The organism is Leifsonia sp. Leaf336 (assembly GCF_001423695.1).
In the GTDB taxonomy this organism is placed as follows: domain Bacteria; phylum Actinomycetota; class Actinomycetes; order Actinomycetales; family Microbacteriaceae; genus Leifsonia.
Window position 1 is genome coordinate 297,377 of sequence record NZ_LMOZ01000003.1, and the last position, 23,918, is coordinate 321,294.

The following is a 23,918-nucleotide window of genomic DNA, read 5'->3' on the forward strand; positions in this document are numbered from 1 at the left end:
TTTTTGAGAATGGAGCTCCGATGCGCGCCAACAGCACCCTCTTCAACCAGCGTCTCGCCGCGGTCGTGACCGGCCTACGCTTCGACGAGCTCATCGTCATCGCCGACGCCGGTCTGCCCGTCCCGGCCGGAGTCGAGACCCTCGATCTCGCGCTCACCTACGGCAAGCCCTCCGTTGCCGAGGTCCTCTCGGTCCTCGTCGACGAGCTCGTGATCAACGAAGTCCTCGTCGCCGAGGAGACCGCCCGCGTCAACCCGACGGTGACGGCCGCAGTCGAGCAGTTGACGGAGCCGGCCGGGATCACCGTGCGAGCGGTTCCGCACGACGACATCGAGGTGCTCATCCGGCGAGCGAAGCTCATCGTGCAGACCGGCGAGACGACGCCGTACGGCAACGTGATCCTCTCGGGCGGGCTCGACTTCTTCGAGCTCGGAATCGCGGACTGACCGGCCGGCCCCGTGGAACGCAGACGCGCGGAGCAGTTCGGACTCGCCTTCGGCGACCTCCCCCGCGGCCGCTGGAACGCGATCACGGACGTCCCGGGCGTGACGGTCGGCCACGCGACGATCGTCACGGGCGACGGCGGCCTGCGCACCGGGCGCGGCCCTGTCCGGACCGGGGTGACCGTTATCCGCCCGCACGACGGCGACCCCGTCGACGAACCGGTCTTCGCGGGCTTCCACCGCCTCAACGGCAACGGGGAACTCACGGGTGTGCAGTGGATCGAGGAGTCCGGGCTGCTGACCAGCGAGATCGCTCTGACCAACACGCACTCGGCCGGTGTCGTCCGTGACGCCCTGGTGGCGGCGGCGGTCCGCCGTCGCCGGACCCAGGGCGACCAGTGGTACCTGCCCGTCGTGGGCGAGACCTGGGACGGGATCCTCAACGACATCGACGGCCAGCACGTGACCGCGACCGACGTGTACGCGGCACTGGCGGCCGCCTCCTCGGGTCCCGTCCGGGAGGGCGGGGTCGGGGGCGGGACCGGGATGATCTGCCACGGCTTCAAGGGCGGAATCGGAACGAGCTCCCGCATCGTCGAGGTCGGGGCCTCCTCCTACGCCGTCGGGGTGCTGCTGCAGGCCAACCACGGGCGTCGCGAGCGCCTCGTCATCGACGGCCGCCCCGTCGGCCGGCTCATCCCGCACGCGGAGGTGCCCATACCCCGCTCCGACCTCCCGGGCGGCGCCGGCTCGGTGATCGGCATCGTGGCGACAGATGCTCCGCTGCTGCCGCATCAATGCCGTCGGCTCGCGCAACGCGTCGGCCTCGGGATCGGGCGCGCCGGCAGTACCGGGGAGAACTCGAGCGGCGACCTCTTCCTCGCCTTCAGCACCGCGGGCCGTGGAATTGTCCCGCCCGATCACAACCTGACAGGTGCGGGCGTCTTCTCTGTCGAAGCGCTGAACGGGCGGGCTGTCGGCGCCCTGTTCGACGCCGTCGTCGACGCCGCGGAGGAGGCGGTCGTGAACGCGCTCCTGGCGGCCGAGACCATGCGGGGCCGCGACGGGATCGTCGCCTACGCCCTTCCGCACGACCGACTCGCCCAGCTCATCGGGTGACGGAGGTGCCGCCGGCAAGTCGCTGGCGCAGCCACCGCGCCAGCCGGTCGACGGCCCCGTCCGACGCCGGATCGTCGCCGGCGAATCGCTGCCAGAGGTGCGACTGGCGCGCCCAGCGATCGACCGTCACGTCCACCCCGTGCGCGCGTGCTCTGGTCACGAATCCCGCGATGGACGGACCCAGGAGCTCGGCCGCCGAGTACTGGACGAACAGCGGCGGCAGCCCGGCCAGCCTCGCCCGTACCGGGCTGACGTCCGGGTCGTCCGGGCCGGCCCTGTGCAGAGCGCTCAGGTAGTCCCGGCGGATCGCGGCGAACACCTCCGTCGACAGACCGGTGTCGTGCGAGTTCGCCGGGGACGCGCACGCCGCGTCGGTCAGGTCGACCAGAGGGCACAGGAGCGCCGCCCCTCGCACCCGGGCCGCCGCGATGCCGCTGTGCCGCAGAGCGAACAAGACGAGGTTCGCCCCCGCCGAGTCGCCCGCGAGCATCACCGGCACGGCGGGCTCGTGCCGGAGGAGTGCCTCGAGGGCGAGCGTCACCTCGGCCGCAGCGGTGGGGAACGGATGCTCGGGCGCCAGGCTGTACCCCACCGTGAGGATGCGAACGGACACGCGCGCCGCGATGGCCGCGCCGACCACTGCCCCGGTCCGGGGCGAGCCGACCCGGAAGCCACCGCCGTGGACGTAGACGACGACCGGGGCGTCCGCCTCCACATCCCGCCGCGCGATCCAGAAGGACCCGAGACCGAGGGCGGGCGCGGGCATCCGACGCACGTCAGGAGGCAGCGGGCGCTCGGCTGCCCACTGCTCGTACGCCGCACGGTCGGCGAGCAGTTGCGGATCGAGGCCCGACCCGATCATTGCTGTCGCAGTATTCGCCGTTGCACGGGGTCGACGCCATTCAGCGCGATTCGGGACGCGGCTGCGAGCACGATGAGCGCGAGGATGTAGGGCACCATCTGCACGACGGGCTGCGGCAGTCCGGTGTCGGACAGTTGCACGCGCAGCCCGACCGCCTCGGCGATCCCGAAGAGAAAGGTGCCGAGTGTCGCCGACGCCACAGTGGTCCCGATCATCGCAGCGACGATCGCTGTGAAGCCGCGCCCGTTGGTCATCCCGACCGAGAAGCTCGTCGCCGGGCCGAGCGCAAGTTGAGCCCCGGCGAGTCCGCACAGGATGCCGCAGCCCACGGTCACGGTTGTACGGATGCGGGCCACGCTGATCCCGGCGCCGCCGACGGACTCCACGCTCTCGCCCAGAGCTCGGATCGCGAGGCCGGTCCGAGTGCGCTTCAACACCCAGGCGAGCGCCAGGGCGAGAGCGAACGCCAGGAACACAAGCGGCGTCTGCCCGGCGATCAGCCCTCCGACGAGCGGGATACGGTCGGCGACGTCGGCCGAGACCCGCGGAAGCCGCCCCTCCGAGACGACGATCGAGCTGCTTCCTCCCGAGAGCTGGCGGGTCAGCAACGCGGTGACGCCCGCGGCGAGCAAGTTGGCGGCGATGCCGGCGACGATCGCGTCCACGCGGAAGACGAACGTCGCGACCGTGACGATCGCGCCGAGCACGATCGCGGCGACGCACGCCGCGACGACGGCGAGCAGCGGATCTCCCGTCGCCTTCGCGACGATGGCACCCGCGAAGGCTGCGACGAGCAACTGGCCCTCGATGGCGATGTTGAAGAAGCCGGAGCGGAAACAAAGCAGGGCGCCGAGCGCCGCGAGGAGCAGCGGCGCCACGGTCGTGAGCGTGGACGAGAAGAACTGGAGGTCAAACACTGGGCTGTCCTTGCGGTGAGTCGAGGACGTGTGCCGGGGCGTCCTCCTGCGGTTGTCGTGACGGGGGCGTCGGCGGCGCGGCCGAGCTCCTGGACTCGCGTCTGCGGCGCGAGCGGCGGTGCCAGAAGACGGCGGCCGGCACGCTCGTGGTGAGGATGATGAGCGCGATCATCACGTCCACCAGCTCCGCCGGGATACCGAGGGTGATCTGGGCGACCTCGCCGGCCTGTCGCAGCAGGGCGAACAGCAGGGCGGAGAACGCCAGCCCGACTATCGACAGGCCGGCGACCAGGGCGACGGCGATGCCGTCGAAGCCGAGACCGGGGTTGAACCCCTTCGCGAGCCGGTGCTGCACGCCGAGCACTTCGCCGGCGCCGACCAGCCCGGCGATGCCCCCGCTGGCGAGCATGGCGCGGAAGTACACACGCACGTTCGGGATGCCCGCGTAGAAGGCGAACTGCGGTGACGCGCCGAATACCCTCGACTCGAAGCCCCAGGTCGTCCACGCGTAGTACACGCCTGTGGCGACGAGGACGCCGACGGCGAGGTACACCGCGACGCTCGCGAGCGACCCCGGAGCAAGCGATGGCAGCCAGAGCGCCGGCGGCAGAATCGCACTCGACTCTGTGTTGCCTCCGGCAGACTCGGCCGCGAGCGGACCGCCCGCGAGCCAGGTCACGAAGAGTGCGCACAGCGGGTTCAGCACCAGAGTCGTGATGACCTCCGGAGTCCCGAACCACAGCCGCAGAAGACCGGCGAAGCCCGCGACCAGCGCGCCGCCCACGATGCCCGCCGCGACGGCGAACACGAGAACGACCGCCGGAGGGAGCGAGGGACCGACGACGATGGCCACAGTCGCGCTCGCGGCACCGCCGATGAAGATCTGCCCGTCGAGGCCGAGGTTGAGGGCGCCATCGCGGAACGCGATCGCACCGGCGACGCCGGCGAGGAGGAGCGGCGCGAACCAGCGGAGGGTCGAATCGAGGTTGGACCCGAACCCGTCGGCGATCGCACCGACGAAGCCCGTGATGTCGTTGCCCGTGAGCGCCATCACACCCGCCGACAGCGCAAGCCCGACCGCGACCGCGAGGAGCCGCCACACGACGGCCCTGAGTCGTTCAGCGCGCATCCGAGACCTCCGATGCCGCCCGTGCACCCGTCATGAACTCTCCGATCTCGGCCGCCTCCGCCTCCGCGGCGGTCAGGTCGGCGACCACCCGTCCGCGGAACATCACGATGACGCGATCGCTCAGCGCCAGCAGCTCGTCGAGCTCGCTGGAGAGCAGCAGGACGGCGGTCCCTGCATCCCGCAGCGCCAGGATGTGACGGTGGATGCGGTCGATCGCCTTGAGGTCGACTCCGCGAGTGGGATGCGCGACCACGAGGACCCTCGGCCGTTTCGCCGTCTCACGCGCGATCACCACCTTCTGCATGTTGCCTCCGGAGAGGCGGCCGATCGCTCCGAGCGGTGCCGCGCCTCTGACGTCGAATGCCACGATGGACTCGGCGGCCTGCCGGCGCATGACTCCGCGCCGGAGGAGCCGCCAGCGCGACTCGGCGAGGTAGTTCGTCGCAGCCAGGTTGTCGGCGATCGACAGCGTCGGCGCAGTGCCCGTCGTGAGGCGGTCGGCCGGGACATGGGCGAGGCCGCGGGCACGGATGGCACGCGGCTCCAGCCCTGTGACGTCGGTGCCGTCGATGGCGACGGAGCCGCCAGTGTGCCGTCGCAGGCCTGTCAGCACGTCGATCAGCTCGTCCTGCCCGTTTCCCTCGATCGCCGCGATCCCGACGATCTCGGCAGCCCGTACGTCGAGACTCACCGCGTTCACCGCAACGACACCGAAGTTGCTCTTCGCGCTGACGTCGCGCACTTGAAGCACGGGCTCACCCGGTTCGGTGTCGCGGGAGGGCAGAACGCCCGGCTCCTCCCCCGTCATGATTCGGGCGATCTCGCTCGGAGTCGTCCTGCGCGCGTCCGACCGGCCGACGACACGACCCCGCCGCAGCACGGTGATCTCATCGCACGCGGCGACGACCTCGTTGAGCTTGTGCGAGACGAACACGACGGCTGTGCCGGAGGCCGCGAGCAACCGGATCGTCCGGATCAGCTCCTCGATCTCGCGAGGGGCGAGGACCGCCGTCGGTTCGTCCAGGATGAGGACCTGTGCGCCTGCCTGCAGCGCCTTCACGATCTCCACGCGCTGGCGAGCGCCGACCGAGAGCCGGCCGATGCGCGCTCGCAGTTCCAGCTCGAAGCCCAGACCGGCCGCGACCTCGGCCGCGCGCCTGCCGACAGCCCGGAGGTCGAGCGGCCTGGCTCGGGGACCGGAGTCCGAGCTCGCCAGGGCTAGGTTCTCCAGAACGCTCATCGACTCCGCCTGTGCGAAATGCTGGTGGACCATCCCGACCCCGGCGGCACGTGCCGCCGGAGTCGAGCCGGCGCGCAGCGGTCGGCCGTCGATCCGGAGTTCGCCGCTGTCTGGCCTGACCATGCCGTACAGCACCTTCATCAGGGTCGACTTGCCCGCGCCGTTCTCCCCGACGAGGCCGTGCACCGTGCCGTGCGGCACGACGAGAGACACGTCGTCGAGTGCGGTGAGTGCCCCATAGGCCTTGGTGATGCCCTGCAGCTCGACCACCGCTGTCACGCCGGCCATCCTCAGTTGCCGTTGACGGGTTCGTTCCCGTCGGCCGCGACGGTGAGGGACCCGCTCTGCAGTTCCTTCCACGCCGTGGTGACGGCTTCGGCCACGGCGGTGCCCTTCGGCGAGCCGGAGGCCTTCACCCAGGCCTCGACCTCGGACACGATCTGGTCGCCGCCCGCCTTCGACAGCGGGAACACCGTGTGCTTGCCACCCTTGAAGTCGCCCTTGCACGCACGCGCCAGCGGCTCGCCGAAGGTGAGCGGCTGCGTGGCGACGATGCCCTTCGGGTAGCTGGCGATGCGGCTTGCGGTGTCGCCGATGACTGCGACGCCGGCCTCCTTGGCCTTGTCGATCACTCCGATGTTCGACTGGTCGGCCATTGCGAACAGCACGTCGGCGCCGCTGTTGATGAGGGCGGCCGCGTTCTCGCTGCCCTTGGCCGGGTCGCTGTAGGAGTTCGTGTAGGTGACGGTGAACTGGATGTCCGGATTGATCGTCTTCGCCGCCTGGATCGCGCCGTTGATGACGGTGTTGCTGCCGGGCTCGGACATGCCGTTCACCACGCCGATCTTGCCGGTCTTGCTGAGCGTGGCCGCGGCGATGCCCCACAGGTAACCGGTCTGCTCGTACGAGAACGAGCTGCTCGCGACGTTGGGATGGGTGGTGCCGCTCGTGTTGCTGAACTGGTAGATCGCCAGGAACTTGGTCTTCGGGTTGGCGTCGGCGACGGCAACGGTCGCGTCGCTCATCGGCGGGAACGTCGTCGCGATGATGTCGTAGCCGCCGCGGGCGGCGGTCGCCAGCGTCGATTCGAACTGGTTGATATCGGGGACGACGATGGAGCTCGTCTTCCAGCCGTTCGCCTTGCAGACGTCCAGACCGTCGGCGACGATCTCGCCGCCGGAGGTGCCGGGGTCCAGGGGCTGGTTCGAGACGAGCAGGACTTTACGGGCGGAGCCGGAGGTGGTCTGTCCTCCGGACTGCCCTGCGCATCCACTGATCAGGATCAGTGCCGTTGCCGCCAGGGCTGCAGTTGCCAGGTATTTCGATCGCATTGCGGATCTCCTCGGTGGTGAGTCGGGTACGCGAACTCGCGTCGCTGCGGTGCTTGCAATCAGAACGAACGCTTCACTCTTGCGAAACGTTTTTGCAACTGTAGACCGCCGTCAATTCAGAGCGCTAGAGCAAGTCAAAAGATTCTTTGGGTGCGCATCTAATAAAACCTTTTGCATCATCGCGACCGGATGCTACAGTCACCGTGCGGCAGGCGGGCCGCTCTGTCCGCCACCAGCCACCGCCGATTTCCGGGAGGCGCCGCGCGCGGGACTGTCGCGCGTCACAGCCATCGACCGGAGGCCCTCCCATGTCCGCATTCCAGCGCCGTCTCTCCGCGACGGCCCTCATCGCCGCAACCCTCGCACTGACGGCGTGCGCCGGTCCCGGTGCCGGCGCCTCGGCCGAACGGTCCGCGCCATCCACGGTGAGCATCGACAACTGCGGCTTTCCGCTCGTCGTCGCGGCCGCCCCGAAACGGGTCGTCACGATCAAATCCACCTCGACGGAGATGCTCCTGGCGCTCGGGCTCCAGGACAGGATCGTCGGGACGGCCTTCGCCGACGGTCCGGTGCCCCGGCAATGGGCGAAAGCCGCCGCCGGTCTCCCTGCACTGTCGGACGGCGTGCCGTCGGAGGAGGCGCTGCTCGCCCTGCATCCCGACTTCGTATACGCAGGCTGGGAGTCGAACGTGTCCGCTCAGGGCGCGGGCGACCGCACCAGCCTGCAGTCGCTGGGGGTCGCCTCATACGTCTCCCCCGCCGCATGCAAAGAGCCCGCCTTCGAGCCGAAGCGACTGAGGTTCGCGGACATCTACCGCGAGATCCGCCAGGTCGGCAGGATCTTCGACGTCGACACGTCGAAGCTCATAGCCGAGCAGGAACGGGAGGTCGCCTCGGTGCGACCCCTCGCTGAGAAGGTCACTGCGCTCTGGTATTCGTCCGGCACCGATGCCCCCTACGTCGGCGCGGACACGGGCGCTCCAGCCCTCATCATGCGCACCGTGGGGCTCACGAACGTGGCCGCCGACATCAAGGACACCTGGGCGACGATGAGCTGGGAGGCGGTGGCGGCGAGCGACCCCGACGTGATCGTCCTCATCGATGCGAGCTGGAACACGGCCGAGCAGAAGATCCGCGCCCTTCAGGACAACCCGGCGACGTCGGGCCTGCGTGCCGTACGCGATCAGCGTTTCGTCGTCGTCCCCTTCGCCGCAAGCCAGGCCGGCGTGCGAACGGCTCCGGAGACGATCGAGCTCTCCGACGCCCTCGCTGCACTGGGATACGCCCGATGAGCACAGCCACCACTCCCGCCGCTCGCCGTCACCACGCCACGCGCGCGCTTCCTCAGGCGATCGCCGTCGCCCTGCTGATCGCGACGCCGCTGGTGATCCTGCTCGCGATCTGCAGCGGGCCCGCGGGCATCTCACCCGCGGTCGCGCTCGAGGTCATCGGCCGTCACCTCGGCCTGACCGCCGGGCGGCCGGATGCCCTGGCCGACGGCATCGTCTGGGGCCTGCGCATGCCGCGCATCGTCGCCGCGGGCGCCGTCGGAGCCGGACTGTCGTTGTGCGGGGTCGTGATGCAGGGCGTCACCGGCAACGCACTCGCGGAACCGTATCTGCTCGGTCTCTCCTCCGGCGCCTCGCTGGGCGCCGTCTGCGTCGTGCTGCTCGGCCTCGCCGTCGCCCTGCCGTTCGCCGCGTTCGGAGGAGCCGGGCTCGCGCTGGTGGCGACGCTGGGGCTGGCTTCGGCGCGCGGCGGACTCGCACCGGCGACCACCGTGCTCGCAGGCATCGCCGTGTCGTCCTTCTGCGGCGCTCTCACGAGCGTCGTCATCTTCTGGAGCTCGACCGGGGACTCCTACCGCGACATCATCGGCTGGCTCCTCGGCTCCCTGTCCGGGGTGACCTGGCCCAGCGCGCTCGTGGCCGTCGGAGCGCTCGTCGTCGCGGGCGCTCCGCTCGCCGCGTCCGGTCGGCTGCTCGATTGCTTCGCATTCGGAGATGTGGCCGCGGCCTCCCTCGGCGTTCCTGTCCGCACCACGCGCGTCCTGCTCCTGGTCGGCTGCTCGCTGCTGACCGGCGTCCTCGTCTCGATCAGCGGCTCCATCGGGTTCGTCGGGCTCGTCGTCCCGCACCTGCTCCGCCTGGTCATCGGACCCCGGCACCAGCCGCTCCTGCTGCTCGGCGCGCTGGCCGGCGCACTGTTCCTCATCGTCGCCGACACCGTCGCGAGAAGCGCTTTCGCGCCGAGGGAGCTCCCCGTCGGGATCGTGACCGCCCTACTGGGTGCTCCGACACTCGCTGCACTCCTCGCCGGACGGAGGGTGCGCGCGTGACTGCCAGGCTCCAGGCGACGGAGGTGGAGGTGCGCCGTCACGGACGCACCATCCTCTCGGGGGTCTCGCTCGACGTCGCGCCAGGGACGTTCCTCGCGCTCACCGGCCCGAACGGGGCGGGCAAGACGACCCTGCTGCTCGCCTTGGCCGGGATCGTCCGGCCGAGTGCCGGGACCGTGAAGATCGACGGCGCCGAGGTCTCGCGCCTGCACGCGCGGGTCCGCGCCGCGACCGTCGCACTCGTCGAGCAGCTCGCCCAGACCGACTCCGCCCTGACGGTGCGCGAGGTGGTCGGACTCGGCCGGATCCCGCACTCCCGGATGCTCCGACGCATCCGCCCCGAAGATCGGTCGATCATCGAGGGCGTGCTCACCCAGGTCGGGCTGGCCGCTCTGGCCGGCCAGCGCTGGGACCGGCTTTCCGGCGGACAGCGCCAGCGCGCCCACATCGCGCGGGCGCTCGCCCAGAAGCCCGCCGTACTGTTCCTCGACGAGCCGACCAATCACCTCGACATCGAAGGGAAGCTGGCCGTGCTCGGAATCGCGCGGCGATTGACCTCGACGGGAATGACGGTCGTGGCGTGCCTGCACGACCTCGACCTCGCTGCCGAGTTCGCCGACGAGATCGTGGTGATGCACGACGGCTGTGTCGTTTCGAGGGGGACAGCGGAAGACGCATTGAGTCCCGCGGTGGTCGAGCGCGTCTTCCGAGTGCGCACGGAGTTGCTCGCGACGAGCGATGGTCTGGCGTTCCGCTTCAGGGAACGGCCGTGAACATCGTCGTGCTCGCGGGCGGCGTCGGCGGGTCGACGTTCGCGGCGGGCCTGCTCGACGCGCTCGGACCAGGCGATTCCGGCGTGGTCACCATCGTCGTCAACGTCGGCGACGACATCTGGCTGAACGGGCTCCGCGTATGCCCCGACCTGGACACGGTCATGTATCGGCTGGCCGGCGTCGGCGACGACGAGCGCGGCTGGGGGCGTCCGGGAGACAGCGGGCGCGTCGCTGCGGAGCTGTCCGCGTACGGGCTCGGCACCTCCTGGTTCACGGTCGGCGACCTCGACATCGCGACGCACTTGGCTCGGACTCGACTCCTGACGGAGGGCTGGACGTTGAGCGAGGCGACGGCCGCGCTGTGCAGCAGATGGGACATCCCGGCCGCGATCATCCCCGCGACAGACGAACCGGACGAGACCCTGGTCCGACTACGGGACGGACGGACCGTGCATTTCCAGGAGTGGTGGGTGCGGATGCGCGCCTCAGAGCCTGCGGCGGCGTTCGGGCGCGAGCTGGGGTCTCCTCCTGCTGCCGCTCCCGGCGTGCTTGCGGCTGTTCGCGACGCCGACGTGGTCGTCTTCGCGCCCTCCAATCCGGTCGTCTCCATCGGTCGGATACTGGAGGTCCGGGGCGTACGCGATGCGATCGCGACGACCGGCGCAGTGGTCGTCGGCGTCTCACCGATCATCGGGGACGCGCCCGTCCGTGGGATGGCCGACCAGTGTCTGAGCGCGATCGGGGTGGACTGCAGCGCGGCCGGGGTCGCGCGCCACTACGGTGCACGCTCCGACTCCGGACTCCTTGACGGGTGGCTGCTGGACACGGTCGACCGCGACGCCGTCGCCGTCCTGGCGGCCTCGGGTATCACTGCGGAGGTTGCACCGCTGCTCATGACGGACGCGGATGCCGCTCGGGAGCTCGCCCGTCGGACTCTCGTGCTAGCGCTCAGCCTCTGACTCCGCGACCGCTTTCCCTGCCGCCGCGCGACCGGCGGCGAACCCGGCGGCGTAGGCCTCGGCCGCGCCCTGCGAGAAGAGGTCATCCACCGCGGGCCGCAGCAGGGCGGCACCGCCCGGCGACGCCGAACCGGAGACGAGGTGCTCCAGACCGCGCACGACCGCGACCGGCGTGCCACCCGTCTTGCCCTTGACGAGGTCCGCTGCCGCGGCGATCTCGTCGCCCACGGCGGGCGCGGTCACGACCAGCGCGTGACCGTGGGTGTCCTCGACGCCGCGGAAGTCCACGAGCACGGTCACGCCCGCCGCCCCGATCACGACGTCCGTCTGCCCGAGCCGCCATGGGCGCCCGAATGTGTCGGACACGATCACGCCCACCTCGATGCCCAGCGTCCGCTGGATTCCCTCCCGGAGCCTTTGCGCGGAAAGATCCGGGTCCGCAGGAAGGAGAAGCACCATGCCGTCGGCGACGTTGCTGGCGTCCACACCGGCGGCCGCCATCACAAGGCCGTTCCGGTTCTCTACGATTCGCGTCACTCCCCCATCGTGGACGCGTTCGGCGACGACACGCACCGTCTCCTGCTCGATGGCCAGCTCACGGTCGACCGCGGGCACCTCGCGACCTTCGGCCTTGGAAACAATCTTGCTGGTCACAACGAGGATGTCACCGGGCTGAAGTGAGCCACCCGCCGCGCCGCAGATCACGCCGACCAGATCATCGCCTCTCTGGATCTCCGGAATACCGTCCAGTACGAAAACGGACAGGGTCCTCGATGACACGTAGCTCGCTCCTTCGTTGCACTACTCGACGATCGGTAGGGGTCGTTCGATCTCACTGAATCGTCCCACACCCGGAATGTCGACACTGTCCCCGAAGAAACCCCGTCAAGCGCGACAGAACGGGGAGACGATGGAAGGCTAGAATTATTCCGTGCACGGATTAAATAACGCCGGCAACGCGAAGGCCGCCGGAAAGGTCCTTCATTGGCGGCGAGGATCCGGAAAGGGATCCCGCCCACCGTGGATAGCCGACATCGAGCGTGGGGACGACGAAGGATTCTTCGGCCCGGAGTCCGCATCCTGGGCGGTCAACGGATCGCTGACGACCTTCGTCGGCGGGATACGGGCCCTCCTCATCCAGCTCCTGCACCCGGGAGCGTTGGCCGGCGTCTACGATCACTCCCGATTCCGCTCGGACCCGCTGGGGCGATTGAACCGCACCATAGCCTGGCTCGCGCTCACGACATTCGGAAGTCGCGAGGCGGCGACGGACGCGGCCGCCCACGTGCGGCGCATCCATCAGCCCGTGCACGGCACGTACGCGACCGCGACGAACGAGGAGAGGTCGTACTCCGCGAACGACTCGGACCTGTCCCTTTGGGTGCACGCAGCCTTCACCACGGCCTTTCTCGGCGCATTCACCGCTTTGCGCGGCAACCCTCCCGGCGGACGCGACGGCTACGTTTCGGAGTGGGCCGTGGCGGGTCGCCTGATGGGAGTGGACGATCCGCCCCGAGACTACGCTGAGCTCATCGCCGTCATGCGATCGTTCGACCACGATCTGACGTTCGACGAAAGAGCGGCCGACGTCGCCCATTTCCTTCGCCGGCCGCCCCTGCCGCTGCCCTACCGGTTGATCTATCCGGTGCTGTTCGGCGCCGCCGTTGCGACATTGCCGGTCGGATACCGCGCGCTGCTCGGGCTGAAGCGACCGAAATGGCCGGCGATCACCCTCACCCGCGTCACCCTCGCTCTCGCCGCAGTCGCCGTGGGCCCGAGGTCGCCAAGCGAACGAGCGGCCCGGGACCGTATCTCCCGCTCGCCGGGTCAGTCGGTGTAAAGGCCCGCCTTCGGACCAGGGCGAGTCAGATAAGGGATCGCGTCGGCGTCGGACACTGAGACCGACAGTGTGCCGATACCGGTGATGCTCAGATCGATCCTGTCGCCGTTCGCGATCGGACCGACGCCCGCCGGCGTGCCGGTCGCGATCACGTCACCCCGCTCCAATGTCATGACCGAACTCATGTACGCGATCAGCTCCTCGACACCGAAGATCATCGTGCTCGTCGAGGTGGACTGGCGGAGCTGCCCGTTGACGGAGAGCGTCAACTCCAGCTCACCGGGATCACGCAGTTCGTCCGAGGTGACGATCCACGGGCCGAGCGGCGTGAAGGTGTCGAAGGACTTCCGAGTGGACCTGTCCTCGGTGGAACGCACGGTGATGTCGAGTAGACAGGTGTACCCGAGGACATGGTCGAGCGCATGCTCGGCCGCGATGTTCCGCCCGCCCCTCCCGATCACCACGGCGAGTTCGCCTTCGTAGTCCGTGCGCACATCCGAGTAGGGCAGCTGGACGGTGGACCCGGGTCCGGTTACCGAGGTCGGCGCCTTGAGAAAGGCGCCCCACTCGCGGATCGTGGCCGAATCCGGCATCTCGTGGATGTGCTCGTAATAGTTGGCCGGGGCACCGATGATCTTGCCGGGCCGGGGTACCGGTGCCTCCAGCACCACATCGGCGATGTCGTGGGAACGTAGCGATCGGAGCTCCAGTGACGCGAGTAAACCGACGAGCGGGAGCCCCTCGACCACGTCATCCCACACGGACTCGACCCGCCCTACGTGGTCGGTCACGTCGTACACGCGACCGTTCGCAACCACTCCTGTGTGAGCTCCGTTGAAGCGAGCGATGATCACGACCGGGCCAGCCCTCGCGCGTAGACGGCTCGTTCAGCGTCGATGACCTCGTAGCGGTCGCGGCTCGGCGGGATCGATGGTATCGGCGCGCTGCGATCCGCGCCGTAGAGCCAGTCGAGGTGCTCGTAGATGCGACCTCCGACGGCACGCAGCGTCGCGTCCCGGAGCTCTGCGTCCAGGCCGCCGGCGTGGCTCCACTCGCCCCAGAACCTCGAGCCGCTCTGGACCGCGCTCGTGCGGGCGAAGCGCAGCTCCTCGAACTCGGGGAGTCTCCGGGCGAGGTCCCCGGACCCTCCGACGAGGTCCGCGAGCTCCACACCGTCCTCCATCGCCTGGCAAGCGCCCTGCGCGAAGTACTGATGAGTCGGATGCGCGGCGTCGCCGATCAGCACCACCCTTCCGCCGACCCAGCCCGAGCGCGGAGGACGATCGAATTGCGTCCACTTCTTGGTGCGGTCCAGATGCGTGATGATCCGGCGCACGAGCGGGTTGGCTTGGGCGAACGTCGTGTCGAGCTCATCGAGCGTTCCCCACTCGTCGCTTCCCGGCTCGCCCCTCTCGCTCTTGAAGGAGCAGACCAGGTTGACCATCGAACCTCCTCTGATCGGGTAGTACATGACGTGGTGGCCGGCACCGGCCTGGAGCGTGACTGCGTTCTCGATGTCGGAGTTCCGCGCGAAGGTGCCGCGGTAGATCGCATACGTCGACGCCAGCGGCGGGCCGTCGTCGCGGAGCGTTCGCCGCACCCGCGAACGGATCCCGTCCGCCCCGATCAGGATCTCGGCGGCGGCGGCGGTTCCGTCGGCGAAGCGCGCCGTGACGTGATCGTTCCCGTGGATCACGTCGACCACCTCCTTGCCCGTGCTGATGTTCACAAGCCCCGTGCGCTGCGCCGCGGCGAGCAGCGCCGCAAGGAGGTCGCCTCGATGCAGGACCTGGTAGGGCGCGTCATAGCGTCGGAGGAACTCGGCGCCGAACGGGATCTCGAAGATCTCCTCCCCCGACCCGATGTCACGCATCACCGCCCGCTCGGGGAGCACCACAGCTTCGGTCAGATACTGCGTGACCGAGAGCGTTTCCAGGAGCCGGACGGCGTTGGGTCCGACCTGGAGTCCGGCCCCCACTTCACGGATCTCCGCGGCTCGTTCGAACACATCCACGCGAATCCCGTGACGAGCGAGCGCGAGAGCCGCTGTGATTCCTCCGATGCCACAGCCGACGACGATCGCCCTCGCCTCGAGCGGCACGGCCTCAGCGCTCACGCGTCGCCCCGCTTCGGGCCGACCTCGACACGGAGCAGCCCGAACGGTTCATAGATCGGGAGGTCGCTGAGCTCGAAGATCACCGCGTCGCCGTCGTCCGCCACGTGCTCGTACCGGTGCCAGGAGGGCACAACGAAGAAGTCGTTCTCAGACCAGTCGTAGCGCTCGCCTTCGATGATGCTGTGACCACGGCCTTCCAGCACGCAGAAGACGGCACTCGGTGTCTGCCGCCGGACGGTGGTCCTGCCTCCTTCCGGCAGGAGGGTCAGATAGCACGACAGCGTGGGGATGACGTGACCGCCGGTGAGGGGGTTGACGTACTCGAGACGCGATCCCCACGCGGGCTCACCCTGGCCCCGGTGATACTCGGCGAGCGCGGCACGGGAGGTGCTGTACGCGTACTTGTTCAGCGGAGAGTGCTGCTTCTCCCAGCCCTCGTCGACGGGATTGAGCCCGGCGAAGTACCGGTGGACGCTCGCGTCCTCCTCCTGCGTGATCTTCTGCAGTTCGCCGTTGGGGTACTCCTCGGCGAACTGCGCGTGCTGCCCGCGAACGAACGGGACGTCGAGTCCGTCGAGCCAGATCATCGGCTCCGTCCCGTTGTGGCGGTGGTCGTGCCAGGTGTTGGGAGGAGTCAGGACGAGGTCGCCTCGCTCCATGAGCACGGGCTCCCCGTCCACGGTGGTGTGGCCCGACCCCTGCAACAGGAGGCGGATGGCGCTCGGTGTGTGGCGGTGCGCCGGGGCCGTCTCGCCCGGTAGCACCAGCTGGTAGCCCGCAACGAGGTTGTGGCTCGTTCCGAACCGCCGGGTCGGATTGGACGCGTTGAGAGCGCGCCGATCGGTGTCCTCGCCGAGGTCGGCGATGGATACCGCCTCCTCCAGCAGCGGGAAGATCTCTTCGGCTCGCCAGACGTATGGCACCTCGTCGAGGGTCGGCTCGGTGGCGAGCGTGCCGGGAATGGTCCACAGAGCGGCGACGTTGGCGTCGCGCAGCCGTTCGAAGTAGGCGTCCGCTCTGGCCGCCTTGTCGATGTCCGTCATCGTGCTTCCTCACTCATCTTCGTTGATCAGGATCCAACTAGTCCGCGTACGTACTAATTATGGTAGGACGATATTATTCCGTTAACTGAATGTCAAGAGAGGACGTAGCAGCGATGCTCCAACTGACCGCAGAATGCCCCCTGCCGGAGCCGTTCGAGGAGCTCCTGGCGAAGGTGCCCGCGCACAGCGGATCCCGGATCCGAGTGGCCCGAGTGCCATACGCCGTCGACGGAGCCCCCTTCGAAGGCTTCCTGGCCCTGGACAAGAGCCGGCCCGTCTCCGGGCCGGCGGTGCTGCTCCTCCATGCCTGGAACGGAGTCGGGGCCAACATCGAGATGAGGGCGCGAATGCTCTCCCGCCTGGGCTACGTCGCGTTCGCCGCCGACCTGTACGGCGCCGGGATCCGTCCGACATCACCGGAGGAGGCTCGAGCGGTCTCGTCCGCCTACTACGCCGATCTGCCCCTGCTCGCCCGTCGGGTCCAGGCCGGACTGGACGTCCTGGTGCGCATGACGGGAGTCGAGCCGGGGCGCGTCGCGGTCGCCGGGTACTGCTTCGGCGGGACTGCGGCGCTCGAGTTCGCCAGGACCGGCGCCCGCATCGCCGGCGCGACGTCGTTCCACGGAACGCTGTTCGAGCACGACGCAGCAGATGGCGCGGCGACGCGTGCGCCCCTGCTCATCATCACCGGCGCGGCCGACGACCTGGTGCCCGACTCCGCCGTGGCTCGCTTGATGGCGGAGTTGCGCGCTACGCCCGACCTCTCGTGGGAGATCGACATCATCAGCGGCGCACCCCACGCGTTCACCGTGCCCGGAACCGACAGGTTCCGCCCCCTCGCCGATGCGCGGAGCTGGGGTCGGTTCCGGCGATTCCTCGCCGAAACCAACCCCATCCGCCCACTCAGATAACGAAGGCGGAGGCCGTCTCCGGGGCGAACAGTTCCGATACATCCCTCACGCCGGAGGCGAGCCCCTGGTCTGCCGAGTAACGCAGCAGCGTCTCCAGGGCGACGCGGTTCTCGTCCAGGCCGTACGTCCAGAACTCCTGCCCCATCAGGGCTCGGGTCTGCTGCGCCTCCTGATAGCTCCACGGGAGCATCGAGCTCAGGGCAGCCGTCTCGCCCAGCTGCGCCTCAGCCACCCGCTTGGCAGCCTCGAACGCCTTCATAAGCGAGCGGGCGATCCAACGGTCCGCCTCGTAGACGTCTCGCCTGATGACGACGGTGTGCATCATCGGGAAGATCCCTGTCGCCTCGAAGTACTCGACTTCGGCGGCTTTCGAGTCGATCCAGAGCCGCCGGATCCGTGGGTCGCCGGCGGCGAACTCGGGAGGCACCCGCGGCGAGTAGATCGCGTCGAGCGTGCCGTCGATGAGCAGTTCCCCGAGCGTCGCATCCTTCTCGACCGGCTTCAGGTCGATTCCGGGCGGGTCGATCGAGAGCTTCTCCACCCGCCGTGCGCCGTAGAGGCCGCCCGTACGGTAAGCGACGGATCGCACCGGCACGCCGTGCAGGTCGGCCAGGATTCCCCGGATCCAGACCGCCGCCGTCACCTGGTACTCCGGGATCCCCACCGTCGCGCCGACGAGGTCCGCGGCGGACGAGATCGGACCATCGGTGCGAACGTACACGCCGTTGTGGCGGAACGACCGGGACGGGAACACCGGGAGGGCGACGAAGGGGGCGTCCCGATCCAGAGTCAGGAGATACGACGAGAGGCTCATCTCCGAGACGGGGAACTCCCGGTATTTGGCCGTCCTGAAGAAGATCTCCTCGACGGGGAGGGTGAGGACGGTGAGGTCGATGCCCTCAGCCCTCACCCTTCCGTCGGCGAGCGCAGCCGTGCGGTCGTAGGAGCCGCACGCGAGCGTCAGCTGTTTCGCCATCGACACGTTATGCCGGCGCTTGGGTGGTGTCGGGCACGGCTGCCGAATGCTCGACCGCCGGAGAGGAGTCCGAGAGGCTCTTCTGGCTCGTCTCCTTCAGCGCGAGGAGGCAGAACAGGGCGACGACGCAGGTCACGGACATGATGATCGAGAGAGGCAGGGTCGTGGACCCGCCGTTCGCCTGCAGTACGGACGCGAACACGAGGGGAGTGAGGCCTCCGAAGATCCCGGCGAGCTGGTAGCTCACCGAAGCGCCCGTGAACCGGGAGACCGTGCTGAACTGCTCTGTCACCATCGCCGGCTGCGGTCCGGCGAGGGCCGCATGGACGACCGCCTGGTTCACGGGGAGGACTATCGCGAGAGCCAGGACGGACCCGCTGCCGATGGCGGGGAAGAGCACGAAGGACATGATGATCAAGCCGATCGTCCCAGCGATCATCACCGGACGGCGCCCGAACCGATCCGACAGCGACCCGTAGAACAGCATGAAGAGCGCGGTGATGAACGACGAGAGCAGCAGCACGTTGAGCACCGTCTGCCGTTCGAACCCGTGCCCGGTGGCGAAAGCGAGGACGAAGGTGGTCAACACCGCCGAGCAGACCGATCCGGCGATCGACACTCCGAGGACCAGGAGCAGAGGGCGCCACTCGTAGCGAAGCACGTCGCCCAGCGGGAACCGCCGCTTGGGGGCCTCCTTGACGGCGGCGAGGAAGATCGGTGTCTCGTGGACCTTGCTTCGGATGATGAGTCCGCCGGCGAGCAGGACGACACTGAAGAGGAAGGGGATCCTCCACCCCCACGCCAAGAACTGCTCCTGGGTGGTCAGCGCCGAGACGAGGGCCAGCATCGCGGTCGAGAGGACCGAACCACTGGGCGCACCCGCCTGGGTGAAGCTGGCCCAGAGGCCGCGGCGACTGGTCGCGTGCTCCGCCGAGATCAGCGCGGATCCCGCCCATTCGCCGCCGAGCGCAATGCCCTGGACCACCCGGAAGAAGGTCAGCAGCAGCGGTGCAGCCACTCCGATCTGCGCGGCCCCCGGGAGCAGGCCGATCACGATGCTCGCGCCGGCCATCAGGCTCATCGTCCAGACCAGCATCCGTTTGCGACCCAGCTTGTCCCCGAAATGCCCGAAGATGATCCCGCCGAGTGGCCGGGCGAAGTACCCGGCGGCGAGCGTCCCGAAGCTGGCGATCGTGCCGACGACGGGGTCCAGTTCGGGGAAGAACACTTGATTGAAGACCAAGGCCGAGGCCGTGGCGTAGAGGAAGAAGTCGTAGAACTCCAGGACGCTTCCGAAGAAGCCGGAGAACACGGCCAGCCCGAGCTGGCGGTTCGGCCTTCCCGCCTGTGTGGAAGATGCACTCATCTCTGTAGACTCCATTGTCGTGTGAACGGTGTTCGTCACCGTTTGCCAGATTCAGATGCACCCGGATCCCGATTGTCGATCGCGCCGAGTGCATGGGGGGCCGAGCGGGCTAACGCTCGGCCCCCTTTTTACTTTCGTGTTGTGTGGTGCGATGCGACAATAAGCCAAACTATTCAGTCAACGCAATAGTTTGGCGAGAATATTTTCCGTCGACGGAACACTCGGCGGCGCGGACGCCCTACGAAGACTCTCCGGTTTCGACGAGCCGCTTGAGCAAGGAGACGAGCTGGTGTCGCTCGGACTCGTCCAGGGCGTCTGTGTAGGCATCGGTCATGTGCGCCGCCTTGTGCGCGAGCTCCCGGAACTCCTGCTCGCCCTGGGGGCTCAGCCTCAAGAGATTGCGCCGCAGGTCGGAGGGGTCTTTGCGCATCTCCAGAAGCCCACGCTGAGCCAGGCGGTTGACGATGGCGCCTGTCGTCGAGGTATCCAAAGACGTCCCTCGCGAGATGGCGTTCTGGTCGACGTCCGGCGATTCCGCCAGGACCGAGAGGACGGCGAACTGCGACGGCGTGACGGCGCCCGAGACCGTAGAGACCCAGAGCGCGTTGTGAACCTGATGGGCTCGCCGCACCCAATGGCCGGCCTGCCCAGACATGACCGGGAGATCTTCGCCCCCAGGCTCTTCGCTGAAACTCACGTCACGTCGTGCCATGACGCAATCGTACGCGATTAGAACGTACGCGGAATAACCTTCGGCATCCCGGGAAGGACGACGACGTCCGCCGCCAGGAGGCCCAATGCATGACCAGCTCTGGTCGCGGACACCACATCCTCGTCCGCACCCCGCCCCGGAGCCTCGACCGCAAGAGACACCTCGCCCACGGGCCAGGCGCCGACCATCGACACGGGTCCGGCGACGATCTGGGGCGCTCCCTTCACCGAGTTCACACGCACGAGGCCGAACACGCGCGCGAACGGGTCCACCGCCGACGGGGCCCCGAAACCGTCGGCGAGGACGATGCCGAGCGCCGACTCTCCGCGGCCGGCCAGGCGATTCGTCGGATCGACGAGGGCGGCTCCCGGAAGGGGCGACGACCATTCGATTCCGTGGCGTGGCAGCACCGGTCGGCCCTGCGCCACCGCACCCCAGTCGATCCGTCGGTCCCACTCGTTCGAAATGAACCACGCGAGAGGTCCACGCGGTCCAGGGGAGCCCGGCACGAGGTCGCTGACATCGATGATCCCGCTCTCGACCACAAGACCGAGGCGATGGCCGGCGAAGACGCCGATCTGCACGGGTCCGCCTAATCCGACTCGGACCGGGCGGTATCCGCGAAGGCATCGAGGGCGGCCGCATAGCCGCGCCAACCGAGGCCGCAGATGTACGCCGCTGCGCGATCCCGGAACACATCGAGCATGTCCGACCCGCGGTGGCGATACGGCTGGGAGAGATGGACGACTGCGTACGGTACGCCGCATTCGGCCAGCGCATCCGCGAGGCTCCGACCGTAGGTCGTCAGGCCGGCCGGATTCACGATGAAACCATCGACGTCATCGATGTCGTCGTATACCCGGTCGATCAACTCCCCCTCGTGGTTCGACTGGAAGAAAGTCACCCCAACACCGATATGCGACGCATGGGCGCCGATGCGTGCCTCGAGCTGCGCCAGCGTCTCGTTGCCATACTGCTGCACGGGGCGCTTTCCGAGGCGGTTCAGGTTGGGGCCGTTGAGCACAGCGATGTGCATGGGGGAGCCTCCTCGTAGATGTTCCGTTGACTGAATATATGATCCATCGTCATCGAAGTCAACCACGTCTATCGCTGGACGAGTGAAGACGGAAAGGCCGCCATCTGCCGACGCAGCTCGATCAGGTGGCGAGCGTACCCATCCAGTGCGACGTCTGCCGGAACGACTAACGGCAGCGCGCGCACCGGCTCCGCATGGCCTGTCGCCCCCTTCCGCACGAAAACGGAGATGCACTGCGTCGTAAGCTCCATCGCCTCCGGGGACGACGGATGGGCGGACCGTACGGTAACGCTGATGTGCATACTTCGTGCGCTCGTGTGGATGAGCCTCGCAGCGATCTCGACGACATGACCGATGGGGATGGGCCGGTAGAAGTTGATGCCGCCCGAATAGACCGCTACGACGGACCCGGGCGCCCAGTGCGCAGCACAGGCGTACGCGGTCTCGTCTATCCAGCGCATGACCGTTCCACCGTGGGCTTTACCACCCCAGTTCGCGTCGCCCGGACTGGCCAGGAACCTGAACACGGTGGCGGAAGCGGTCGTGGCGCCCACCTTCTGCAGTTCGAGCATGGTCGCTTGAATGGTCTTCCGGGGCTCGATCCTGGCCTGCGCACGCGCCTGAATGATCAGATCCGCGATACTCGACGGCTCCCATTGGAAAACCTCGCGGGGCCGGCCGTCCCCGCCTGTCGCGACGAATACCAAGATGCAGTGCGTCGCCACCGAGAAGACGCGCTCGTAGATCTCCGACGTCTCTATCGAGACGAAGACGTGGATGCTAGTGCGGCCGGTGTAGACGACGCGCGCGTGAGCCTCGACGATGGTTCCGGCCGCGATCGGGCGAGTGAAATGGACATCGCCGACATACGCGGTGACGCAGTACGAACCGCTCCAGCCGACAGCACAGGCGTACCCCGCCTTGTCGATCCACTCCATCACGCGTCCAGCCAGCACCGACTCACCCGTCGCGTCCATGTCGGACGGAGCGACCAGGAAGCGCAGCGTCACCGTACCGTCGACGCTCCCTTCTCCCACACCTGTCAACGATGCTTCCGAGGAATCCGCACTAGTCATGCTCATATCGTCCGGGACGAGCCACCCCCGGGCCTGGACGTGCGACGAAAAGAAGCATGGTTCTTTCCGGTTCGAGAAGACTGTCCGCTATCGCCAACGCGATCTTCGTCGAATTTCTGCTGAGCGGAGGGCGTGGGATTCGAACCCACGAGACATTTCTGCCCACCAGTTTTCAAGACTGGCTCCATCGGCCGCTCGGACAGCCCTCCCGGCGCCGGCCTAGCGGCGCCGTTGCAGTCTACAGGCCCGCGGATTTGCGGCGAATGTGGCGATCAGCGCCGCGAAACGCCACATTCGGCGCAACTGGTGCGGGCCTCAGCGAGGGCGGCGACCGGTGATGAAGACGTTCGCGATGCCGGCGGCGAGCACGACCAGAGACGACCCGAGCGGGGCGTACATCGCGACGTGCGTGCCCGCGCTCTGGGCGAGAGCGCCGACCAGCGCCGACGACGCCGACTGGCCGACGATGACCGCCGAGCCGAGGATCGTCATGACGGTTGCCGAGCGGCCCAGCGGGCTGCGCTCGGCCCCGAAGCTGTACTGCGTCACCAGTGTGGGGCCGACGCCGAAGCCGGCGATCAGCAGCACCAGGATCACCCCGGGAACCGTCGTCGCGAACGGCAGCGCGAACGTCGACGCCACGAGGAGGCCGGCGAAGGTCAGCCAGCGCCAGCGCAGTGAGAACCGCAGCGGGAACCACGCGACGCCCAGCGCGAGTGCCGCGGACCCGACGCCCATCACGCCGTAGACCAGGCCGGCCTGCTCAGGGTGGCCGAAATCGGAGAGGAACGACGTCAGGGCGGTGAGCATCGAGCCGAAGAACAGGCCCATCCCGAGCACGCCGACGGTGGCGGCCAGCAGCCCCGGCCGGAACAGCTCGCGCGCGGGAGCCTGCCGCACCGGGAGGCCGTCGGCGGACGTCGGCCGTGCCGCACCGCTGCGGTGCAGCGCGAAGGCTGAGACGAACACGACCGTCAGCACGGCCGCGCCGATGATCGGGGCGGCCGGGTTCAGGGTCGTCGCGAGGAGGCCGACGATGAACGGGCCGAAGACGAACACGATCTCGTCCGCGGCCGACTCGTACGCCATCGTGCCGTTGAGCACGGCGGCGTGCCGGTCGCCGGGAAGCCGGCTCGCGATGATGCCCACCAGCCGGCTGCGCGACATCGGCGACACCTGAGGAGCGGTCGCGCCGATCACGAACGCGACGAGGAGGACGACGAAATCGGGCGACGCGCTGAACGCGACCCACGCCATCGCCAGGAGCGCGACGCTGTTCGCGATCCCCGCGGCCAGCACGACGCCGCGCTGGCCGATCCGATCGGCGGCAGCGCCGATCAGCGGGCCGAAGATCGCGGTCCCGACGCCCACCATCGCGGAGGTCAGGCCGCCGAGCGACAGTTCGCCGCGTGCCGAGACCACGAGGGTCAGCACGCCGACGACCATCATGGCGTACGGGAGGCGCGCCAGCAGGGCGACGGGGAAGTACGAGAATCCGGCGGCGCGCAGCAGGGTGGTCGGCTGCTGCTGCGTGTCGTGCTGCTGCTCGCCCGCGGAGGGGGTCGTACGCGTCATTCGTGAACTCGGGCCTTCTGTGTTCCGCGGCGGACCGCGGGCTTCAAGTGCCGCCTTGGTCCGCCGGGCGAGCCGGCGCGAGGTAGATACACGATGGTCTACGTGGGAGGACGAACCTCCATTGCGTTCAAGTCTGCACCCGGGCGATCCATTCCC

24 protein-coding genes and 1 tRNA gene are annotated in these 23,918 nt (G+C 68.5%); 8 read left to right on the forward strand and 17 right to left on the reverse strand.

All coding sequences use genetic code 11. The features are described from left to right. Positions 1–20: 20 nt before the first annotated feature. Both rbsD and ASF88_RS16685 read left to right on the forward strand, forming a co-directional pair. Positions 21–446, forward strand: coding sequence for a D-ribose pyranase (gene rbsD / locus ASF88_RS16680; RefSeq protein WP_055921367.1), 426 nt, complete (start codon positions 21–23; stop codon positions 444–446). A gap of 12 nt (positions 447–458) precedes the next feature. Then, the gene (locus ASF88_RS16685; protein ID WP_055921370.1) at positions 459–1,562 is read left to right on the forward strand and encodes a DmpA family aminopeptidase; all 1,104 of its coding nucleotides are present in this window, start codon (positions 459–461) and stop codon (positions 1,560–1,562) included. Here ASF88_RS16685 and ASF88_RS16690 read toward each other — a convergent pair. From ASF88_RS16690 to ASF88_RS16710, 5 genes are read right to left on the reverse strand one after another with little or no spacing between them, the layout of a single operon-like run. After that, complete coding sequence (locus ASF88_RS16690) at positions 1,552–2,424, reverse strand: alpha/beta hydrolase (protein WP_055921373.1); 873 nt, start codon at positions 2,422–2,424, stop codon at positions 1,552–1,554. The two genes, ASF88_RS16685 and ASF88_RS16690, sit on opposite strands and share 11 nt — an antisense overlap. Next, a complete protein-coding gene (locus tag ASF88_RS16695) occupies positions 2,421–3,341 on the reverse strand; it encodes an ABC transporter permease (RefSeq protein WP_055921377.1) in 921 nt (306 codons plus the stop codon). The genes ASF88_RS16690 and ASF88_RS16695 overlap by 4 nt, the downstream gene beginning before the upstream one ends. After that, positions 3,334–4,470: an ABC transporter permease gene (locus ASF88_RS16700; protein WP_082519038.1), complete on the reverse strand. Its 1,137-nt coding sequence runs from the start codon at positions 4,468–4,470 to the stop codon at positions 3,334–3,336. Before ASF88_RS16700 ends, ASF88_RS16695 begins: the two co-directional genes overlap by 8 nt. Beyond that, entirely contained in the window at positions 4,460–5,989 is a 1,530-nt protein-coding gene (locus tag ASF88_RS16705) for an ABC transporter ATP-binding protein (RefSeq protein ID WP_162242591.1), read from the reverse strand. The genes ASF88_RS16700 and ASF88_RS16705 overlap by 11 nt, the downstream gene beginning before the upstream one ends. Before the next feature lie 11 nt (positions 5,990–6,000). Then, on the reverse strand, positions 6,001–7,041 hold the full coding sequence (locus tag ASF88_RS16710) for a BMP family ABC transporter substrate-binding protein (protein WP_055921387.1): 1,041 nt from the start codon (positions 7,039–7,041) through the stop codon (positions 6,001–6,003). Between the two features lie 308 nt (positions 7,042–7,349). Between ASF88_RS16710 and ASF88_RS16715 the strand changes: the two genes are divergently transcribed. The 4 genes from ASF88_RS16715 to cofD are packed head-to-tail and all read left to right on the forward strand — an operon-like array spanning position 7,350 to position 11,111. Continuing rightward, entirely contained in the window at positions 7,350–8,333 is a 984-nt protein-coding gene (locus ASF88_RS16715; RefSeq protein WP_055921390.1) for a putative F420-0 ABC transporter substrate-binding protein, read from the forward strand. Next, the gene (locus ASF88_RS16720; RefSeq protein WP_055921392.1) at positions 8,330–9,379 is read left to right on the forward strand and encodes an iron chelate uptake ABC transporter family permease subunit; all 1,050 of its coding nucleotides are present in this window, start codon (positions 8,330–8,332) and stop codon (positions 9,377–9,379) included. Before ASF88_RS16715 ends, ASF88_RS16720 begins: the two co-directional genes overlap by 4 nt. After that, positions 9,376–10,152, forward strand: a complete 777-nt coding sequence (locus ASF88_RS16725; protein ID WP_055921395.1) for an ABC transporter ATP-binding protein — start codon at positions 9,376–9,378, stop codon at positions 10,150–10,152. The genes ASF88_RS16720 and ASF88_RS16725 overlap by 4 nt, the downstream gene beginning before the upstream one ends. Then, entirely contained in the window at positions 10,149–11,111 is a 963-nt protein-coding gene (gene cofD / locus ASF88_RS16730) for a 2-phospho-L-lactate transferase (RefSeq protein WP_055921397.1), read from the forward strand. Before ASF88_RS16725 ends, cofD begins: the two co-directional genes overlap by 4 nt. Here the strand turns inward: cofD and cofE are convergent. Then, positions 11,094–11,891 carry a coenzyme F420-0:L-glutamate ligase gene (gene cofE / locus ASF88_RS16735; RefSeq protein ID WP_055921400.1) on the reverse strand — a complete coding sequence of 266 codons (798 nt, stop codon included), beginning with the start codon at positions 11,889–11,891 and terminating at the stop codon, positions 11,094–11,096. The two genes, cofD and cofE, sit on opposite strands and share 18 nt — an antisense overlap. Positions 11,892–12,144: 253 nt before the next feature. Here cofE and ASF88_RS16740 point away from each other — a divergent pair, with 253 nt between their 5' ends. Continuing rightward, complete coding sequence (locus ASF88_RS16740) at positions 12,145–12,951, forward strand: oxygenase MpaB family protein (RefSeq protein WP_442915043.1); 807 nt, start codon at positions 12,145–12,147, stop codon at positions 12,949–12,951. Here ASF88_RS16740 and ASF88_RS16745 read toward each other — a convergent pair. Genes ASF88_RS16745 through ASF88_RS16755 form a run of 3 tightly spaced genes read right to left on the reverse strand, consistent with a single transcriptional unit; the run spans position 12,939 to position 16,110 of the window. Continuing rightward, entirely contained in the window at positions 12,939–13,751 is an 813-nt protein-coding gene (locus tag ASF88_RS16745) for a fumarylacetoacetate hydrolase family protein (protein WP_235493534.1), read from the reverse strand. The two genes, ASF88_RS16740 and ASF88_RS16745, sit on opposite strands and share 13 nt — an antisense overlap. Before the next feature lie 50 nt (positions 13,752–13,801). Continuing rightward, the gene (locus ASF88_RS16750; protein ID WP_055921406.1) at positions 13,802–15,067 is read right to left on the reverse strand and encodes an FAD-dependent monooxygenase; all 1,266 of its coding nucleotides are present in this window, start codon (positions 15,065–15,067) and stop codon (positions 13,802–13,804) included. Beyond that, positions 15,064–16,110, reverse strand: a complete 1,047-nt coding sequence (locus ASF88_RS16755) for a cupin domain-containing protein (RefSeq protein WP_055921409.1) — start codon at positions 16,108–16,110, stop codon at positions 15,064–15,066. Before ASF88_RS16755 ends, ASF88_RS16750 begins: the two co-directional genes overlap by 4 nt. Before the next feature lie 113 nt (positions 16,111–16,223). Here ASF88_RS16755 and ASF88_RS16760 point away from each other — a divergent pair, with 113 nt between their 5' ends. After that, positions 16,224–17,021 carry a dienelactone hydrolase family protein gene (locus ASF88_RS16760; RefSeq protein ID WP_055921412.1) on the forward strand — a complete coding sequence of 266 codons (798 nt, stop codon included), beginning with the start codon at positions 16,224–16,226 and terminating at the stop codon, positions 17,019–17,021. On the opposite strand, the gene ASF88_RS16765 is transcribed toward ASF88_RS16760, so the two are convergent. From ASF88_RS16765 to ASF88_RS16800, 8 genes are all read right to left on the reverse strand, one after another. Next, on the reverse strand, positions 17,014–17,997 hold the full coding sequence (locus ASF88_RS16765; protein ID WP_055921415.1) for a hypothetical protein: 984 nt from the start codon (positions 17,995–17,997) through the stop codon (positions 17,014–17,016). The two genes, ASF88_RS16760 and ASF88_RS16765, sit on opposite strands and share 8 nt — an antisense overlap. A gap of 7 nt (positions 17,998–18,004) precedes the next feature. Continuing rightward, complete coding sequence (locus ASF88_RS16770; protein WP_055921418.1) at positions 18,005–19,363, reverse strand: MFS transporter; 1,359 nt, start codon at positions 19,361–19,363, stop codon at positions 18,005–18,007. A 238-nt stretch (positions 19,364–19,601) separates the two neighbouring features. Continuing rightward, positions 19,602–20,075, reverse strand: a complete 474-nt coding sequence (locus ASF88_RS20735; RefSeq protein ID WP_162242592.1) for a MarR family winged helix-turn-helix transcriptional regulator — start codon at positions 20,073–20,075, stop codon at positions 19,602–19,604. Positions 20,076–20,092: 17 nt separating this feature from the next. After that, complete coding sequence (locus tag ASF88_RS20740; RefSeq protein ID WP_055921421.1) at positions 20,093–20,659, reverse strand: hypothetical protein; 567 nt, start codon at positions 20,657–20,659, stop codon at positions 20,093–20,095. Positions 20,660–20,667: 8 nt separating this feature from the next. Beyond that, on the reverse strand, positions 20,668–21,111 hold the full coding sequence (locus ASF88_RS16785) for a type II 3-dehydroquinate dehydratase (protein WP_055921424.1): 444 nt from the start codon (positions 21,109–21,111) through the stop codon (positions 20,668–20,670). Positions 21,112–21,179: 68 nt separating this feature from the next. Further along, the gene (locus ASF88_RS16790; RefSeq protein ID WP_055921427.1) at positions 21,180–22,187 is read right to left on the reverse strand and encodes an acyl-CoA thioesterase; all 1,008 of its coding nucleotides are present in this window, start codon (positions 22,185–22,187) and stop codon (positions 21,180–21,182) included. A 124-nt stretch (positions 22,188–22,311) separates the two neighbouring features. Continuing rightward, positions 22,312–22,396: transfer RNA gene (locus ASF88_RS16795), tRNA-Ser, on the reverse strand. 106 nt (positions 22,397–22,502) lie between these two features. After that, on the reverse strand, positions 22,503–23,762 hold the full coding sequence (locus ASF88_RS16800; RefSeq protein ID WP_055921431.1) for an MFS transporter: 1,260 nt from the start codon (positions 23,760–23,762) through the stop codon (positions 22,503–22,505). Positions 23,763–23,918: the final 156 nt, after the last annotated feature.